Origin of the sequence: Paraburkholderia sp. UYCP14C (assembly GCF_004197395.1) — a bacterium.
GTDB lineage: Bacteria > Pseudomonadota > Gammaproteobacteria > Burkholderiales > Burkholderiaceae > Paraburkholderia.
On the sequence record NZ_SELS01000009.1, the window covers coordinates 43,859 to 58,560 of the forward strand.

The window sequence follows — 14,702 nt, forward strand, 5'->3', positions numbered from 1 at the left end:
TCAAGCAAAGTCGCGGCCGTCACCCGACGAGAGCCGCCTCGTTCGTTTCGGGTGGCGGCTCTCTGCTGTGCTCAATACCCCAAAGCGCAACCATCCTTGCGATGATCCGACGCCCCAACCAGCACACCCTGCTCCCAATCGATCCAGATCGCCTGCGACCCGCCGATCGCCGACGACGGCGGCGCGAGCCTGAACCCACGCTCGCTGAGCGCCGCGCACACTGAAGCGGGCATCGTCGCTTCGACTTCGACCGAGTCGGTACCCGGACGCGGGAAGATGCGCGGCAGGTCCATCGCCGACTGCATGTCCACGCCGTAATGCAGCACCTTCGACAGAAAGTGCGCATGCCCCATCGCCTGATAGTGGCCGCCCATCACGCCGAAGCTCATGCGCACGCGGCCGCCTTGCGTGACCATGCCGGGGATGATCGTGTGCATCGGGCGCTTGCGCGGCCCGATCGCATTCGGATGCTCCGGCTCGACGACGAAGCTCTGTCCACGGTTGTGCAGCAGCACGCCCGATCCTGGCGCCATCAAGCCGCTGCCGAACGGATGGAACAGCGAGTTGATGAAGCTCACGCAGTTGCGATCCTTGTCGACCACGGTGATATACACGGTGTCCTTGTGCTCGACCGGCGTCAGCGCCGGCGTGGGCGGCAATGCGTGCGCAACGTCGATGCGGCCGCGCAGTTCGTCGGCGAGCCCATCGGACAACAGCCAGTCGACATCGACGTGCCGCTGCCGCGGATCGCCCAAGACCGCGTCGCGCACCGAATACGCGAGCTTCGCCGCCTCGACTTCGCGATGGATGCGGTCGGCGTCGAGCGGATCGCCGTCGGCCGGTAGTTTTTCGAGGATCTTCAGCAGCATCAGCGCGATCACGCCCTGTCCGGCCGGCGGACACTCGACCACCTCGTAGCCGCGAAAGCTCGCGCGGATCGGCGTCACGTATTCGCCGTGGTAATCGGCGAAGTCGTCGAGCGAATGCAGCCCACCGTGCGCGCCCAGATGAGCGACGATCTTCTCAGCGAGCGGTCCGCGATAGAACCCGTCGCGGCCTTCCTCGGCGATCAACCGCAGCGTGGCCGCGAGATGCGGCTGCCGGTGCACCGTGCCCTGCTTCGGCGCGGCACCGTCGACCAGCATCGTCGTGCGCGCCTCGGCGTCGCGCGCGAGCGTGTCCACTTCATGCGCCCAGTCCGACGAGCTGCGCGGTGTAACCGCATAGCCCTCCTCGGCATAGCGGATCGCCGGCGCGAAAATGTCGCGCAGCGGCAGGCGGCCGTGATCGCGATGCAGCGTCATCCACGCATGCACGGCGCCGGGCACCGTCACCGCGTGCGGCGAATGACGCTCGATCGCATTCACACCGAGCTGCCGCAGGCGCTCGACGGTTGCATCCGCTGGCGCCCAGCCCGAACCGTCGTAGGCGACGATGTCGTCGCTACCGCCGCGCGAGTACAGCGCGAAGCAATCGCCGCCGACACCCGTCGAACCCGGCTCGACGACGCACTGCACCGCGCAGGCGGCAATCGCTGCGTCCATCGCGTTGCCGCCGGCGGCGAGCACGTTGAGCGCCGCGAGCGTGGCCGCCGCGTGCGACGTCGCCGCCATGCCGTTGCGGGCGAATGCGAGCGAACGCCCGGGCTTCTCGAAGTTACGCATAGGAACGTTCTCCAATTCATTGAAGCGGCGCGCGCGGCGGGTAGAGCCTCGTTGCCTGGGCAAACGCGCGCGCCTCGAATAATGTTATGCGGTGCCGTGCAGGCAGCGACGGCACCAGCGCGCGATCAAGCGATGCTCAAAGCGACGACTCCGGCGCCAGCACCGGTGCCGTTTTCAGCGTGCGGCGCAGGAACGCACGCGTGCGCGCATGGGTCGGCGCGGTGAAGATCTGCTCGGGCGGCCCGTGTTCGATCAGCTCGCCTTGATCGAGCACGACGACACGATGCGCAACCTCACGCGCGAACTCCATTTCGTGCGTGACGACGACCATCGTCATGCCGTCGCGTGCGAGCTCCTTCATCACCTGCAGCACTTCGCCGACCGTCTCGGGATCGAGCGCGCTGGTGGGCTCGTCGAACAGCAGCACCTTCGGCTGCATCGCGAGCGCCCGCGCGATCGCGACGCGCTGCTGCTGCCCGCCCGACAACTGCGACGGGTAATGATCCGCGCGTTCCGCGAGCCCGACGCGAGCGAGCAGGCGCTGAGCCTGCTGAACCGCTTCGGCGCGCGACACTTTCAGCACGTGGACCGGCGCCTCGATCACGTTTTCGAGCGCGGTCATGTGTGGGAACAGATTGAAGCGCTGGAACACCATGCCGATATCGCGACGCTGCCGCGCCAGCTCGCGCGCCGAATCGCGCACGACCTTGCCGTCGGCGCGCTCGACGAAACCGAGCAGACGGCCATTCACGCGCACGCGGCCGGCGTCGAACGATTCGAGCAGATTCAGGCAGCGAATGAAGGTGGTCTTGCCCGATCCCGACGAGCCGATCAGTACCACCACCTCGCCTTTCGTCACGCTCAGCGAAATGCCGTTCAGCACTTTCGTCGCGCCGAACGACTTGTGAATGTCCGACGCTTCGATAATGACTTCGTCTGTCTGACTCACGTCAACGCCCTCTCAGAAGCTTCATGGTTTGCGCGCCGAACAGCCGCTGACCCGACGACGCAGGCGCTTCGCCGCGACCGAAGTGCGCCTCGAGGCGGCGCTGCACGACACTCCACAGCGTGGTCAGCAGCAGGAAGTAGATCGCGAGTACGAGGTACAGCTCGAACACGCGGAAATTGACCGAGGTGATCATCTGCGTGCTCAACATCAGTTCCTGCACGCCGATCACGCTGACGAGCGTCGTGTTCTTCAGCATCACGTTGAACTCGTTGCCCATTGGCGGCACGATCACACGCAGCGCCTGCGGCAACACGATGCGTCGCATCAGCAGCACCGAGGTCATGCCGAGCGAGCGCGACGCCTCGTACTGACCGCGATCGACCGCGCTCAGACCCGCGCGGATGATCTCCGCCATGTAGGCGGCCGAGTTCATGCCGAGCGCGAGCACTGCCGCCTGAATGTTGCCGGGCAGCGTGAACATGCCGAACTCGAGGTCGTGGAAGCGGAAGATATCGGCGGCCGCGAACGCGGTGTACAGGAACACGATCTGCACGAGCAGCGGCGTGCCGCGCACGACCCAGATGTAGCCGCGCGCGAGGTACTGCAGCGGACGGCTCGGCGACAGCCGCATCAGCGCGATGCAAAGACCGAGCGCCACGCCGAGCAGAATCGCGCAGACGCTGATTCCGCAAGTCAGCAACAGTCCGTGCAGATACGCGGAACTGGGCGTCGTCAGAAACTTGCGGAAAATCTCCCAGCTGAAGTTCATGGCGTCATCCCGCTCAGAAGCGTTCGTTCTCGAGGTTCCACTTGCCTAGCATCTGCGTGTAGCGGTCGCTCTTCGTCAGGTCGGCGGTGGCCTTCGCGACCGCGCCGGACAGCGGTTCGCCCTTGCGCGCGCCGATGCCGGTCGCGATCCGCGCGAAGCCGGTGACCGCCTGCTCGAACGAGTTTCCCGACACCTTCTGGAATTGCCCGGCGCTTTCGGCGGTGGTGCCGTACGCGTCGACCTGTTGCAGGCGGAACGCCTGGAACGCGTCGGCGTCGGTGTTGTACACGACGATGTTCATCGGCGGCTTATGCGCGGCGGCGAGCTTGTCGTTTTCCTTTTCGAGCAGCGAGCGCATCGTCGAGCCGTTGATCACCGCGACCTTCTGGCCGGACAGATCGTCGAGCGAGTGCACTTTGCGCGGGTTGCCGCGCGGCACCATGATCGACTGGCTCGAGTACATGTAGTCGATGATATCGATGATCTCGCGCCGCTCCGGCTTGTCGAACAGCTGGCCGATGATCAGATCGCATTGATACGCCTTCAGCGCGGGAATCAGGCCGCTGAACGGCACGATATGCCAATCCACCTTCAGATTGCCCATCGACTTCGCGACATCGCGCGCGACGTCGACCGAGAAGCCCTGCGGCTGCTGCTGCTCGTCGTAGAACGCGAGCGGCGGCGCGTCCATGCTCGCGCAATAGGTCAGCGTGCCGTTCTTCAGCAGACCGGCCGGCTGCGCCTGATCCGCGTACGTCATACCCGCATGCAACAGCATGGAAACGCCTGCGCATGCGACGGCGAGACGAAAACGCGTGTTCTTCTTTGCTGACATGGGCTTGCTCCTGTTGTGATAAGCGACCTCGGACCGCATGCGGCATTGGCCTGCGCCAGCATCGATGCCGGCGCGGGCATCGCCGTCAGTCGCGAGGTTGGGGGGTTCCGAGAAGCGTGAGCACTCGCGGCACCGTCGATTCGATGTGTTCCCGCATGGCCAGCTCCGCCTGTTCCGGGTTGCGGCTGCGCAGTGCATCGATCAGCAGCTGGTGGTAATCGCGTGCGCTCTTGCGTCTGAAGGTGGTCTGCTCGATCCAGAGCCGCATCGGCCCTTCGATCAACGCATACAGCGAGCAGATCTGTTCATACAGACGCGTGCGGCCGCTGATGCCGCACAGGTATTCGTGAAACGCGCAGTGACGCTGAACCCACAGGTCGGTATCGCCGACGGACGTGTCCATGTCTTCGAGCAGGCGCTCGAGCGTGCGCAGATGCTCGTCGGTGCAGCGCGAGGCCGCGACGCGCATCGCGAGGCCTTCGAGCGCGACGCGCATGTCGAAGATGTCCTGCAGTTCCTCGGCGCTCAGGCCGCGCACGATCGCGCCGCGGTTCGGCCGCAGGATCACGAGTCCCTCCGCATGCAGCCGGCGCAGCGCTTCGCGCACCGGCATGCGGCTCATCGACAGTTCCGCGGCGATCGTTTCGGCGACGATCCGCTGTCCGGTCGCGAAGCGGCCCTGCGAGATCGCATCGAACAGGTAGCGGTAGGCCACCTGCTCGGCGGTCGTGCTGTGGTCGGGTTTGCGGGACGCGGCGGATGTCGGCATGAGTCGGGACGCAGTGGCAGGAACACGGAGGCAGAATACTTAAATTGGCTTTTTGTATCCAGTTTTTCAAAAACAAATCAGGGAATGTCCCGAGGGGGTGGGTGGCATCGCGAGTTCGCGAGCCGTCCGTGCGCGAAATCACGCTGATAGAATCGTCTGCCGCCCCTCACCCGTCTCAGGAAATCAGCATGGAAATCCAGCCCTATCTGCTCTTCAATGGCCGTTGTGAGGAAGCCATTGCGTTCTATCGTTCGGCGCTCGGCGCGCAGGAATTGCTGAAGCTGCGCGCGAAAGACGCGCCGCCCGATCCGGCTCGGCCGGTGGCGCCCGAACATGCCGACAAGATCCTGCATGCGACGCTCGTCATCGGTAATACGCACGTGCTGATGTCGGATGGCGATTGCCGCGGCGGCAACACTGTGCACGCAGGCTTCAGCCTGTCGGTCACCGCCGACGACCAGGCCTCCGGCGAGCAATATTTCAACGCGCTGTCGGACGGCGGACAGATTACGATGCCGTTCCAGCAGACCTTCTGGACCATCGGCTTCGGTACGTTGATCGACCGCTTCGGCGTGCCCTGGATGGTCAATGTGCGGCACGAGGAGCCCGCGGCATAGCATTGAGGCGGGGCAGCGTTTGCTGGCGCACGCCCGATCGCCGCTTCGCCGCGGTCGAAGCCTGGAGCGCGCTGCGTCGTGCGCCGCGCTCTATGGCAATCGCCGCGCGGACAGGCTAGAGTTGGAGCAGGCAAGAACGTCGTTCGGCACTTTTCACGGGACCCGCACCGCAAGACGAATCGAATAACGCCGCATGACCAAGGGGCAAAACGATGACGCCACCCGAAACGCTCGCGGAGCGCCGCGAACACGGCCGCATTGCACGCAAGAACACGCCGCGCAGCGCCCACGCCGAGATCGGCAACACCCATCGTGATCCGGTTCGCCTGCTGCGCGAAAGCAGTCGCGGGCGCGTCGAATCCCTCGTGCCGCTGCGCTACGGTCGCATGCTCGCGTCGCCATTCACGTTCTATCGCGGCAGCGCGATCATCCAGGCGCACGACCTCGCGAAGACCGCGAACAGCGGCTTTCACTTCCAGATCTGCGGCGACTGTCACCTGATGAATTTCGGCGGCTTCGCAACCCCCGAGCGCGCGCTCGTGTTCGACATCAACGATTTCGACGAGACGGCGGTCGGCCCGTGGGAATGGGATCTGAAGCGCCTGACGGCGAGCCTCCATATTGCGGTCCGGCATCTCGGCCACGGCGATCGCCTCGCGGACGAAACCGTCGCGTCGTGCGTGCAGAGCTATCAGCACTGGACCACGGAGTACGCGCAGATGAGTCCGCTCGAACTCTGGTGCGAGCTGATCACGTTCGCGCGTCTCGAGGAAATCTCTCCCACCGACGACGCGCGCCGACGCATTCGCAACAGCATCGCCAAAGCGTCGCGCCGCACCCACGAGACGATCCTGCCGAAGCTCGCGAGCCACCGCGAAGGTCTATGGCAAATCCGCGACGTGCCGCCCACCGTCTTCCATGTGCACGGCAAGAACACGCTGTTCACGCACAAGGACGACTGGGTCGGCCTCGGCGACTGGCGCACGTTGATGGCGCCAATTTACGAGCACTATCTGAAGTCGCTCGGCACGGTGCGCCGCACGCTGCTCGATCACTTCGACATGCATGACATGGCGTTCAAGGTGGTCGGCGTCGGCAGCGTCGGCACCCGCTGCCTGATCCTGCTGATGGTCGATCAGCACGAAAAGCCGTTGTTCATCCAGTTCAAGGAGGCGTCGACCTCGGTCGTGTCGCGTTACTTCAAGGCGGCGGGGCCGAAGCATCAGGGGCAGCGTGTGGTCGACGGACAGCGGCTGATGCAGGGCGCAAGCGACCCGTTTCTCGGCTGGACCACGGGACCGTTCGGGCGCTCGATCTACGGCCGCCAGCTACGCGACATGAAGATCTCGGCGACGCTCGAACTGTTTGCAAAGGAAACGTTCCGCCAGTACGCGGCCATGTGCGGCTGGGTGCTCGCGCGGGCCCATGCGAAAGCGGGCGGGCTCGCGACCGAGGTTGCCGCCTATCTCGGCAACGGCGATCAGATGACGGACGCGCTGATCGTGTACTCGCGTGCGTACGCGGACCAGGTCGAGAAGGACTATGAGATATTCCGCCACGCGTGCCGCAGCGGCAAGCTCGAAGCACGCACCGACACGGACATGGCGGCGGACTTCGTCGCCTAGACGAACCAGGCGGGGCACTCGCCGTTCACGCCCAATCGTTCAGGCGCCGTCGTCCTCGCCGACGACGCCGAACTCGGCCGTGGTCTTCACGTAGAACAGATGCAAGCCCTCCGCGCGCAGCCGCTCGAACAGCCGGTCGGCTTCGTCGCCCGTCACCGCCATCAGGACGGACAACGGCTGATCGGCAAGCTCGAAGAAGTGCGCGGAGTGAATGCGATGATGATGGCCGATGCCTTCGCAAGCCGGAATCACGGTCGCGCCGCGCAGGCCGAGTTCGCTCGCGAGACGCACGAGCCAGTCGGCGAGCGGCTTGCCATGATGGCTGCGCCCCTGCTGGGTGAAGAACGTGACCTGAAAGCCGTGCATGTCGGTGTCTCCCCAATGCGGATCGCGCCGCCTGCGCACACCGATGCGCGCGCGGGCGGGCAGCCGCATTGCGCCGTCCCCTGCCCGCTTACTTTCGTAAGCGGAAACTTCCGCAGCGCCGCATCACGGCTCAGGACGGTCATGAGACAAGTCTAGATGTCGCCCCGCGCGAGTGCCAGGTCGAAACTGGCCACGTGCCGCGCGGTCCCGACTCACTGACCGTAAACGTCGAAATCGAAATACTTTTTCGCAATGCGGTCGTAAGTGCCATCGGCGCGGATATCGGCAATCGCTTTGTCGATCTTTTCCTGCAGATCGGTATCTTCTTTACGCAAGCCGATCGCCGTGCCGCTGCCGAGCGTCTTCGCGTCGTAAAGCGGATTGCCGGCAAATCCGAAGTCCTTGCCGCGCGGGGTGCGCAAAAAGCCGAGATCGGCTTGCACCGCATTTTGCAACGACGCGTCGATACGGCCAGCGAGCAGATCCGAATACACCAGATCCTGATCCTGATACGGCACGATCACCGCGCCGGCCGGCTCCCAATACGTCTTCGCGTAGGTTTCCTGAATCGAGCCCTGCTCGACGCCGATGCGCTTGCCCTTCAGCGCTTCCGGCGTCGGCTCGATCGGCGAGCCCTTCTTCGCGACCAGACGCGTCGGAATGCGGAACACCTTCGACGAGAACGCGATCTGCGCCTGCCGCGCCGGCGTCATCGACATCGTCGACAGTACGCCGTCGAATTTGCGGCCTTTCAACGCGGGAATCATGCCGTCGAACGAATTCTCGATCCACACGCATTTCGCATTGAGCCGGTGGCAAATCTCATTGCCGAGATCGATATCGAAGCCGACGAGCTTGCCGTCGGCGGCTTTCGATTCGAACGGCGGATAGCTCGCGTCGACCCCGAACCGCACGGTCGACCAATCCTTGGCGATTGCGCTCCCGGACGAGACGGCCAGCAGCGCAATCGTCAGGGTTGCCAGCATGGCTTTCATTGTTGCTCCTTATCGGTCATTTAAAGAATTCAGACGGGCGGCGCGGCGACACGCGCGGACCGCGCGAAACCCGACATTCGACCGTGATCCGGTCGCCTGCACAAATTCATTAAAAAAATCAATTCATGCGGTCCGCGCATAGACCTGCATAAGGCTTCGATGGTTCGATCGTTCAAGCGTCAACAAAAAACCGTGCGTGCCGTTGAGCGATCCAAGGTCGTTCTGCGTGGCATGCCGATTGTCCAGACGAACCTGCTTTATCTCGGCGACACAGTCTCTTTTAATAAACGAGCGCTGCCCGCTGTCGGGTTTTGGCGCGCCATTTTATTGAAAAGATCGCAATAAGACTAATTGATTCGATGCGCAGCCGATAAGCGCTCGCGCACCTTCCCGCGATATCAATGCGCGGGCGAGCACGTCATTTCACATAGCTTTCTTCCGTTTCGAGTAGCTTATTCACACTTGCGAAAGCAACCCCCGGCGGATAACCGCGCCGGTTGATTTGCCATAAATTGTCACTTAGAATTTTCCGCACGGCCTCCTTAGGAACCGATGACATGGCTTCGAACAACGGAAAACCGGTGTCGTCGTTCGTTCCTCGGGGAATGCCCGGCCTCTGGGTCGTCCTGTTCGTCATCTGGATGATCGCCAATGCATCGCTCGCCGTCGAACCCGCACTCGTCGGTCTCGTCATCACCTTTGTCATCGCGCGTGTCTTCGTGTCTTCGAGCGAAGCATGGCAGCGCCTGCGTCTGACGCCGGGCTCGCTTTATCACTTCGCCGCGTATAGCGCGACCTTCGTCGTCGAGCTGGTGCGCGCCAATCTGAACGTGATGGCGCTGGTGTACTCGCCGCGAATCGACATCAAGCCCGGCATCGTCAAGGTTCGCACCCGCCTCCAGACACCGCTCGGCCGTCTTGCGCTCGCCAATTCGATCGCGCTCACACCGGGCTCGCTCGTGATGGATATTCGGGACGACATACTATTCATTCACTGGCTCGACGTGAAGACGACCGATATCGACGAAGCGACCGACACGCTCGTCGCACCGTTCGAAAAGCATCTGGAGAAGATCTTTGGCTGAGATCATGCTCCGGATCGCCGCGGTGCTGATCTTCTTCGCGATCCTGTTCGGCGTGATCCGTCTCGTGATCGGCAAAACCCTCGTCGACCGCATCGTCGCGATCGACATGCTGACGGTCATCTCGCTGTCGCTGATCGCGCTGTACGCGCAGATCTCCGGTCGTTTCGTCTATATCGACGTCGCACTCGTCTACGCACTGCTGAGCTTTCTCGCGGTGCTCGCGATTGCGCGGTTTCTCGAAAGGGGGCTGTGAGCCATGCTCGAACTGCTCCTGCTGCTGATGTGCGCGAGCATCCTGGTGAGCGGCGTACTGGCTGTGTGCCTGAAGAATCTGCTGGCCGCGATGGTCAGCTCGGGACTCGCGAGCCTGTTCGCCGCGGTGGCCTTCCTGCTGCTCGCCGCGCCCGACGTCGCGATGGCCGAAGCGGCGATCGGCTCGGGACTCGCGACCTTCATCTTTCTGTACGCGATCCGCAAAACCGGTTATCAGAAGGGCTAGCGCATGTTCGAACTGATCGGCAGCGTGTTCATCCTCGTGGGCGCCGTCTTTCTGTTCTCCGCCGGCCTCGGGCTGTTGCGCATGCCGGATGCGTACACCCGCATTCAGGCCGGCACCAAGGCATCGACGCTCGGCAACATGCTCGTGCTGATCGGCCTCGCGTTCTACCACCCGAACTGGACCTTCCGTCTGATCCTGCTGATCTACTTCGTGCTGGTGACCAACCCGGTGTCCTCGCATGCGCTATCGCGCGCCGCCTGGCTGATCCGTACGCCGATGACCTCGTCCACGATCACCGACGCGCTCGCCGACGAAGACGGCCGCACCGCCGGGGAGGCCGAATCATGATGCGTCGCGCGTTCGCGCTGCTGACGGTGCTGCTGTTCGCGGTCGTGTTCTGGCGGATGATCGGCGGCTATACGGAGTTGCAGGGGCTGCGCCCGCTCGCCTGGTACTACGTCGTCAGAGGGCCGCTCGAACTCGGTGCGCCGAACATCGTGACCGGCATCCTGATCACCTTTCGCGGCTTCGACACGCTCGGCGAAGTCGCGGTGCTGTTCATGGTCGCGGCGAGCGTCGGCGTATTGCTGAAAGAGGAAAGCGATGCGACCTCCGCCGATGCGGCAGCTGAAACCGCGGCCGCGCGCCGCCCCGCCGGCGAGATCGTCCATACCGGCAAGCAGGTGCTGCTGCCGATGATCTTCACGTTCGGCGGCTACGTGATCGTCAACGGTCACCTGTCCGCGGGCGGAGGCTTCCAGGGCGGCGCGATCGTCGCGTCCGCGGTGATGCTGATGCTGCTCGCGCGGCCCCACTCGACGCTGAATGTCGCGCTGCTGAGCGTCGTCGAATCGCTCGCGGGCGTGATCTACGTTTGCATCGGCATTCTGGGCCTCGTGCTCGCGGGCGGCTTTCTCGACGCGCGCTTTCTGCCGCGCGGCGAGTTCGGCGCGTTCTTCAGCGCCGGCGCGATCCCGCTGATTTCCGCGCTGCTCGGCGTCAAGGTCGGCGCGGAGCTCAGCGTCATCATCGACCGCTTCAGAAGCTGAGCGACAAGGAGAGCGCATGAGCACGGGCATCCCGGTTTCGAAGATCCTGCTGATCACGGGCTTCTGCCTGTCGCTGATCGGCCTGTGGGGCATGCTGACCCACCGCAACATCCTGCGCATCATCATCGCCTTCGCGGTGATCGACACGGGCCTGCACATCGTGATGGTCGCGACCGGCTACATCACGGGCGGCACCGCGCCGATCATCGACGCGGCGCTCAGCAAATCCGCCGCCGCGCACCGCGCGATCGATCCGATTCCATCGGCGCTCGTCGTCACGGCGATCGTGATCGGGCTTTCGGTCACCGCCATCATGCTGTCGTTCGCGATCCGTCTTTACGCCGCCAAAAAGACCCTCTCCATCGACGCCTTCACCGAGTCGAAATGGTAGCCGCGCTCTTTCATCCGCTGCATATCTTCATCCTCGGGCTCGGCGGCGGCTTCGTCATTCCGCTGCTGTACCGGCTCGGCAAGCCGTGGCTCACGCTCGGCTTTTTCATCGCGTTGTGCGGCATCGTGCTCGTGTCCGGCGTGTCGTTCTACGGCCTGCTCGACGGCGGCGACACGATCGAGATCCTGACCGCCGGCGCGCTGCCGCCGGTGTCGATCAATCTGCGCTTCGGCTTGTGGGAAGGCTTTTTCACGTTCAGCGTCAACGTGGTCGCGCTGCTCGGCGCATTGCATCTGTGGGATCGTCTGCGCGGCAACTACGCGGCGTTGCTGCTGTACCTGATTCTGGTGATGGGCATCGACGGCATGGTGATGACCCGCGACCTGTTCAACCTGTTCGTGTTTCTCGAGATCGTGTCGATCGCGACCTACGGCCTGTTCGGGCTCGAACGCACGCCCGCCGCGCTCGCCGCCGCGTTCAAGTACATCTTTGCGACCGTGATCGCGTCGACGCTGTTCCTGCTCGGCGCGATGTTGCTGTACTACGTGGCCGGCACGCTGAATATCGACGAACTGCTGTCGCTGCGCAACCAGATCGGCGGCCCGATCGGCACCACCGCGATCCTGCTCGTATTCGCGAGCCTCGTGATCGAGCTGAAGCCGTTTCCGGCCAACGGCTGGGGGCTCGACGTCTACGAGACCGCGCCGAGCGGTGTCGCCGCAATGGTATCGGTCGGCGTATCGGCGGGCGTGTTTTTCGCGCTGCTGAAATTGCTGCCGCTGTTCGACGGCCAGCTCACGCTGCTCGCCGTATCGGGCGGCGTCACGTTCCTGTTTTCGAATCTGCTCGCGATCAAGCAGACGAAACCGCAACGCGTGCTCGGCTATTCGTCGATCGGCCAAATGGCGCTATTGATGCTGTCGCTCGCGTTGCTGCGCCAGATCGGCGCGGATACCTCGATCCCGCTCGTCGTCGGCGGCCTCTTCATCAACCATCTGTTCGCGAAGGCGGGGCTGTTCTGGCTGATCGGCGTGCTGCGACGCCACGGCGACGATGCGCGCGCGATCCTGTCGCGCAGCCCACTGCTGATCGGCCTGCTCGGCCTGTTCCTCGTCGCGATCGCGGGGCTGCCGCCGTTCCCCGGCTTCTGGGCGAAGTGGGAACTCGTGATGCGCCTGACCGCCGCCGGCAAGCCCTACTGGATCGTGCTGATCCTCACCGGCTCGCTGCTCGAAGCGGGTTACATGTTCCACTGGTTCGTGCGCGCGCTGGCTCCGTCGGGTGTCGAAGCCAAAGCTCGCCCCAACCTCGCCGCGCTGCTGCCGCTGCTCGGCGTCGCCGTGCTGCTGATTGCGGCGGCCTATATGGCAGCCGTGTTCTCGGGTGTCGCGTCGCCGTGGATCTTCTCGCCGCTGATGGCGGGCGCGCTGTTCTATGCGGCCGATCGTCTGCCGGGACGCGTGAAAGGCGTGCTCGCGCTGATCGCGATCGGGCTGATCGGCAGTCTGCTCTGCGAGGGCTCGGGCGGTATCGCCGGGTTGTTCACCTGGCTTCTGCTCGCGGGCAGCCTCGTGATCGCAGCGGCGAGTCTCTACCGCGACGACGTACGCGCCGGCTTCTATCCGATGCTGGTCGTGCTGTCGCTGTCGATCCCGGCGCTGCTGCGCTCGTCGACGTCGCTCGAATTCTTCTATAGCTGGGAAATCATCACGCTGTCGTCGTGCTTCCTGATCGCGAAGTGCCGGCGCGCGGGACCGCACGTGCTGACCTTCCTGCTGTTTTCGCTACTGGCCGCGTTCTTCCTGCTGGCGGGCTTCGCCAACATCGCGGCGATCGACGACACCATCGCGCTATCGGCGCTGATCCACTCGGGACCGGAAGCGAACCGCGCGTTCGTGCTGCTCGCGACCGGCTTCCTGATCAAGGCCGGCGCGATCGGCGTGCACGTGTGGCTGCCGGGCGCCTACACCGAGGCGGAAGACGACGTGACCGCGATGCTGTCGGCGGTGGTCAGCAAGGTCGCGATGTTCGGCCTGCTGATCGGCACCTACCTGACCATACGCTCGGAGGTCGGCCTCGAACTCGCGCACGTGATGACGTGGATCGGCATGCTGACGACGCTGTTCGGCGCGCTGATGGCGCTGCGGCAGAACGACTTCAAACGCATGCTCGCGCTGTCGAGCATGAGCCAGATCGGCTATATCGTCACCGCGATCGGCCTGATGAGCCACCTCGGCTGGGTCACCGCGCTGTACCTCGTCGCCAATCACATGTTCGTGAAGGGCATCCTGTTCCTCGCGCTCGCGGGCGTGATCCTGCGCACCGGCACGCGCAACTTCGCCGATGTAGGCGGCCTTGCACGCGAGATGCCGCTCACGTTCGCAATGGTCGTGGTCGCGCTCGTGTCGATGTCGGGCCTGCCGCCGCTGATGGGCTTCGGCGGCAAATGGCTGCTGCTGAGCGCAATGACCGACAAAGGCTGGTACGGGCTCGCGGTGTGCGGGCTGATCGCGACCTGCGCCGGCTTTCTGTACATGCTGCGGCTGCTGAACGGCCTGTTCCTGAAGCCGCGCCCGCCGCAGCGGCAGGCAGTGCGCGAAGCACCCATCATGCTGCTGATTCCGCAGTTCCTGTTCGTGGTCGGCATCGTGATCCTGTCGTTCTTCCCGAAGCTGCTGATCGAGCCGGTGTCGGCCGCGATCGATCCGCAGTTCGCGGCGACGCTGGTGTGGGGCGGCATGTCGCTCGAAAGTATTTACGGGTTCTGGAATCCGACGCCGGTCGTGATCGTCGTGCTGATCGTCACGGCGATCGTGTTCGGGCTCGGTGTGCTGTACTACCGCAGCCGCCGCGGCAACGCGCGCAACGGCCCCGACTTTTACCACTTCTACCGGCCGATCCTGAGCCGCACGGTGCCGCCGGTCGCGCAGATGTTCTGGCGCGGCCTCTCGCACTTCGCGCTCGCGGCGGCGGCATGGATGCGGCGCGTCTATACCGGCAACGGGCAGACCTACGCGCTCTATGTGCTGCTGTATTTTCTCGTGATCTATTTCGCGAGCACGGGCCTGGGCGCGGCGGGCACGCAATGA

At 64.2% G+C, this 14,702-nt stretch carries 16 protein-coding genes; 9 read left to right on the forward strand and 7 right to left on the reverse strand.

Annotated elements, in window-relative coordinates; all coding sequences use genetic code 11:
• Positions 1-71: 71 nt before the first annotated feature.
• From ggt to EVC45_RS10735, 5 genes are all read right to left on the reverse strand, one after another.
• The gene (gene ggt, locus EVC45_RS10715) at positions 72-1,664 is read right to left on the reverse strand and encodes a gamma-glutamyltransferase (RefSeq protein ID WP_129957969.1); all 1,593 of its coding nucleotides are present in this window, start codon (positions 1,662-1,664) and stop codon (positions 72-74) included.
• Between the two features lie 136 nt (positions 1,665-1,800).
• The gene (locus EVC45_RS10720) at positions 1,801-2,613 is read right to left on the reverse strand and encodes an amino acid ABC transporter ATP-binding protein (RefSeq protein ID WP_129957970.1); all 813 of its coding nucleotides are present in this window, start codon (positions 2,611-2,613) and stop codon (positions 1,801-1,803) included.
• Between the two features lies 1 nt (position 2,614).
• Entirely contained in the window at positions 2,615-3,382 is a 768-nt protein-coding gene (locus EVC45_RS10725) for an amino acid ABC transporter permease (RefSeq protein WP_129957971.1), read from the reverse strand.
• Positions 3,383-3,395: 13 nt separating this feature from the next.
• Positions 3,396-4,217, reverse strand: a complete 822-nt coding sequence (locus EVC45_RS10730; protein ID WP_129957972.1) for an ABC transporter substrate-binding protein — start codon at positions 4,215-4,217, stop codon at positions 3,396-3,398.
• Between the two features lie 85 nt (positions 4,218-4,302).
• Positions 4,303-4,986: a GntR family transcriptional regulator gene (locus EVC45_RS10735; protein WP_129957973.1), complete on the reverse strand. Its 684-nt coding sequence runs from the start codon at positions 4,984-4,986 to the stop codon at positions 4,303-4,305.
• 188 nt (positions 4,987-5,174) lie between these two features.
• On the opposite strand from EVC45_RS10735, the gene EVC45_RS10740 reads away from it, so the two are divergent.
• Positions 5,175-5,603 carry a VOC family protein gene (locus EVC45_RS10740; RefSeq protein WP_129957974.1) on the forward strand — a complete coding sequence of 143 codons (429 nt, stop codon included), beginning with the start codon at positions 5,175-5,177 and terminating at the stop codon, positions 5,601-5,603.
• 212 nt (positions 5,604-5,815) lie between these two features.
• On the forward strand, positions 5,816-7,228 hold the full coding sequence (locus EVC45_RS10745) for a DUF2252 domain-containing protein (RefSeq protein ID WP_129957975.1): 1,413 nt from the start codon (positions 5,816-5,818) through the stop codon (positions 7,226-7,228).
• Between the two features lie 39 nt (positions 7,229-7,267).
• On the opposite strand, the gene EVC45_RS10750 is transcribed toward EVC45_RS10745, so the two are convergent.
• Positions 7,268-7,594: a DUF190 domain-containing protein gene (locus EVC45_RS10750; protein ID WP_129958105.1), complete on the reverse strand. Its 327-nt coding sequence runs from the start codon at positions 7,592-7,594 to the stop codon at positions 7,268-7,270.
• Positions 7,595-7,806: 212 nt separating this feature from the next.
• A complete protein-coding gene (locus EVC45_RS10755; RefSeq protein WP_129957976.1) occupies positions 7,807-8,589 on the reverse strand; it encodes an ABC transporter substrate-binding protein in 783 nt (260 codons plus the stop codon).
• 557 nt (positions 8,590-9,146) lie between these two features.
• Here EVC45_RS10755 and EVC45_RS10760 point away from each other — a divergent pair.
• From EVC45_RS10760 to EVC45_RS10790, 7 genes are read left to right on the forward strand one after another with little or no spacing between them, the layout of a single operon-like run.
• Positions 9,147-9,674 carry a Na+/H+ antiporter subunit E gene (locus EVC45_RS10760; RefSeq protein ID WP_129957977.1) on the forward strand — a complete coding sequence of 176 codons (528 nt, stop codon included), beginning with the start codon at positions 9,147-9,149 and terminating at the stop codon, positions 9,672-9,674.
• The gene (locus tag EVC45_RS10765; protein ID WP_129957978.1) at positions 9,667-9,927 is read left to right on the forward strand and encodes a monovalent cation/H+ antiporter complex subunit F; all 261 of its coding nucleotides are present in this window, start codon (positions 9,667-9,669) and stop codon (positions 9,925-9,927) included. Before EVC45_RS10760 ends, EVC45_RS10765 begins: the two co-directional genes overlap by 8 nt.
• Positions 9,928-9,930: 3 nt before the next feature.
• Positions 9,931-10,173: a hydrogenase subunit MbhD domain-containing protein gene (locus EVC45_RS10770; RefSeq protein ID WP_008918956.1), complete on the forward strand. Its 243-nt coding sequence runs from the start codon at positions 9,931-9,933 to the stop codon at positions 10,171-10,173.
• 3 nt (positions 10,174-10,176) lie between these two features.
• On the forward strand, positions 10,177-10,521 hold the full coding sequence (gene mnhG, locus EVC45_RS10775) for a monovalent cation/H(+) antiporter subunit G (RefSeq protein ID WP_129957979.1): 345 nt from the start codon (positions 10,177-10,179) through the stop codon (positions 10,519-10,521).
• Positions 10,518-11,222, forward strand: a complete 705-nt coding sequence (mbhE, locus tag EVC45_RS10780; protein WP_129957980.1) for a hydrogen gas-evolving membrane-bound hydrogenase subunit E — start codon at positions 10,518-10,520, stop codon at positions 11,220-11,222. The genes mnhG and mbhE overlap by 4 nt, the downstream gene beginning before the upstream one ends.
• A gap of 16 nt (positions 11,223-11,238) precedes the next feature.
• Positions 11,239-11,613 carry a sodium:proton antiporter gene (locus EVC45_RS10785; RefSeq protein ID WP_129957981.1) on the forward strand — a complete coding sequence of 125 codons (375 nt, stop codon included), beginning with the start codon at positions 11,239-11,241 and terminating at the stop codon, positions 11,611-11,613.
• Positions 11,607-14,702: a proton-conducting transporter membrane subunit gene (locus tag EVC45_RS10790; RefSeq protein ID WP_129957982.1), complete on the forward strand. Its 3,096-nt coding sequence runs from the start codon at positions 11,607-11,609 to the stop codon at positions 14,700-14,702. The genes EVC45_RS10785 and EVC45_RS10790 overlap by 7 nt, the downstream gene beginning before the upstream one ends.

What these genes read in the sequence shown, in the direction of transcription:
- EVC45_RS10750 (WP_129958105.1), bottom strand. Translation starts at nt 7,594, where the DNA reads ATGCACGGCTTTCAGGTCACGTTCTTCACCCAGCAGGGGCGCAGCCAT.
- EVC45_RS10735 (WP_129957973.1), bottom strand. Translation starts at nt 4,986, where the DNA reads ATGCCGACATCCGCCGCGTCCCGCAAACCCGACCACAGCACGACCGCC.
- EVC45_RS10740 (WP_129957974.1), top strand. Translation starts at nt 5,175, where the DNA reads ATGGAAATCCAGCCCTATCTGCTCTTCAATGGCCGTTGTGAGGAAGCC.
- EVC45_RS10785 (WP_129957981.1), top strand. Translation starts at nt 11,239, where the DNA reads ATGAGCACGGGCATCCCGGTTTCGAAGATCCTGCTGATCACGGGCTTC.
- EVC45_RS10760 (WP_129957977.1), top strand. Translation starts at nt 9,147, where the DNA reads ATGGCTTCGAACAACGGAAAACCGGTGTCGTCGTTCGTTCCTCGGGGA.
- ggt (WP_129957969.1), bottom strand. Translation starts at nt 1,664, where the DNA reads ATGCGTAACTTCGAGAAGCCCGGGCGTTCGCTCGCATTCGCCCGCAAC.
- mbhE (WP_129957980.1), top strand. Translation starts at nt 10,518, where the DNA reads ATGATGCGTCGCGCGTTCGCGCTGCTGACGGTGCTGCTGTTCGCGGTC.
- EVC45_RS10730 (WP_129957972.1), bottom strand. Translation starts at nt 4,217, where the DNA reads ATGTCAGCAAAGAAGAACACGCGTTTTCGTCTCGCCGTCGCATGCGCA.
- EVC45_RS10755 (WP_129957976.1), bottom strand. Translation starts at nt 8,589, where the DNA reads ATGAAAGCCATGCTGGCAACCCTGACGATTGCGCTGCTGGCCGTCTCG.
- EVC45_RS10745 (WP_129957975.1), top strand. Translation starts at nt 5,816, where the DNA reads ATGACGCCACCCGAAACGCTCGCGGAGCGCCGCGAACACGGCCGCATT.
- EVC45_RS10790 (WP_129957982.1), top strand. Translation starts at nt 11,607, where the DNA reads ATGGTAGCCGCGCTCTTTCATCCGCTGCATATCTTCATCCTCGGGCTC.
- EVC45_RS10725 (WP_129957971.1), bottom strand. Translation starts at nt 3,382, where the DNA reads ATGAACTTCAGCTGGGAGATTTTCCGCAAGTTTCTGACGACGCCCAGT.
- EVC45_RS10770 (WP_008918956.1), top strand. Translation starts at nt 9,931, where the DNA reads ATGCTCGAACTGCTCCTGCTGCTGATGTGCGCGAGCATCCTGGTGAGC.
- mnhG (WP_129957979.1), top strand. Translation starts at nt 10,177, where the DNA reads ATGTTCGAACTGATCGGCAGCGTGTTCATCCTCGTGGGCGCCGTCTTT.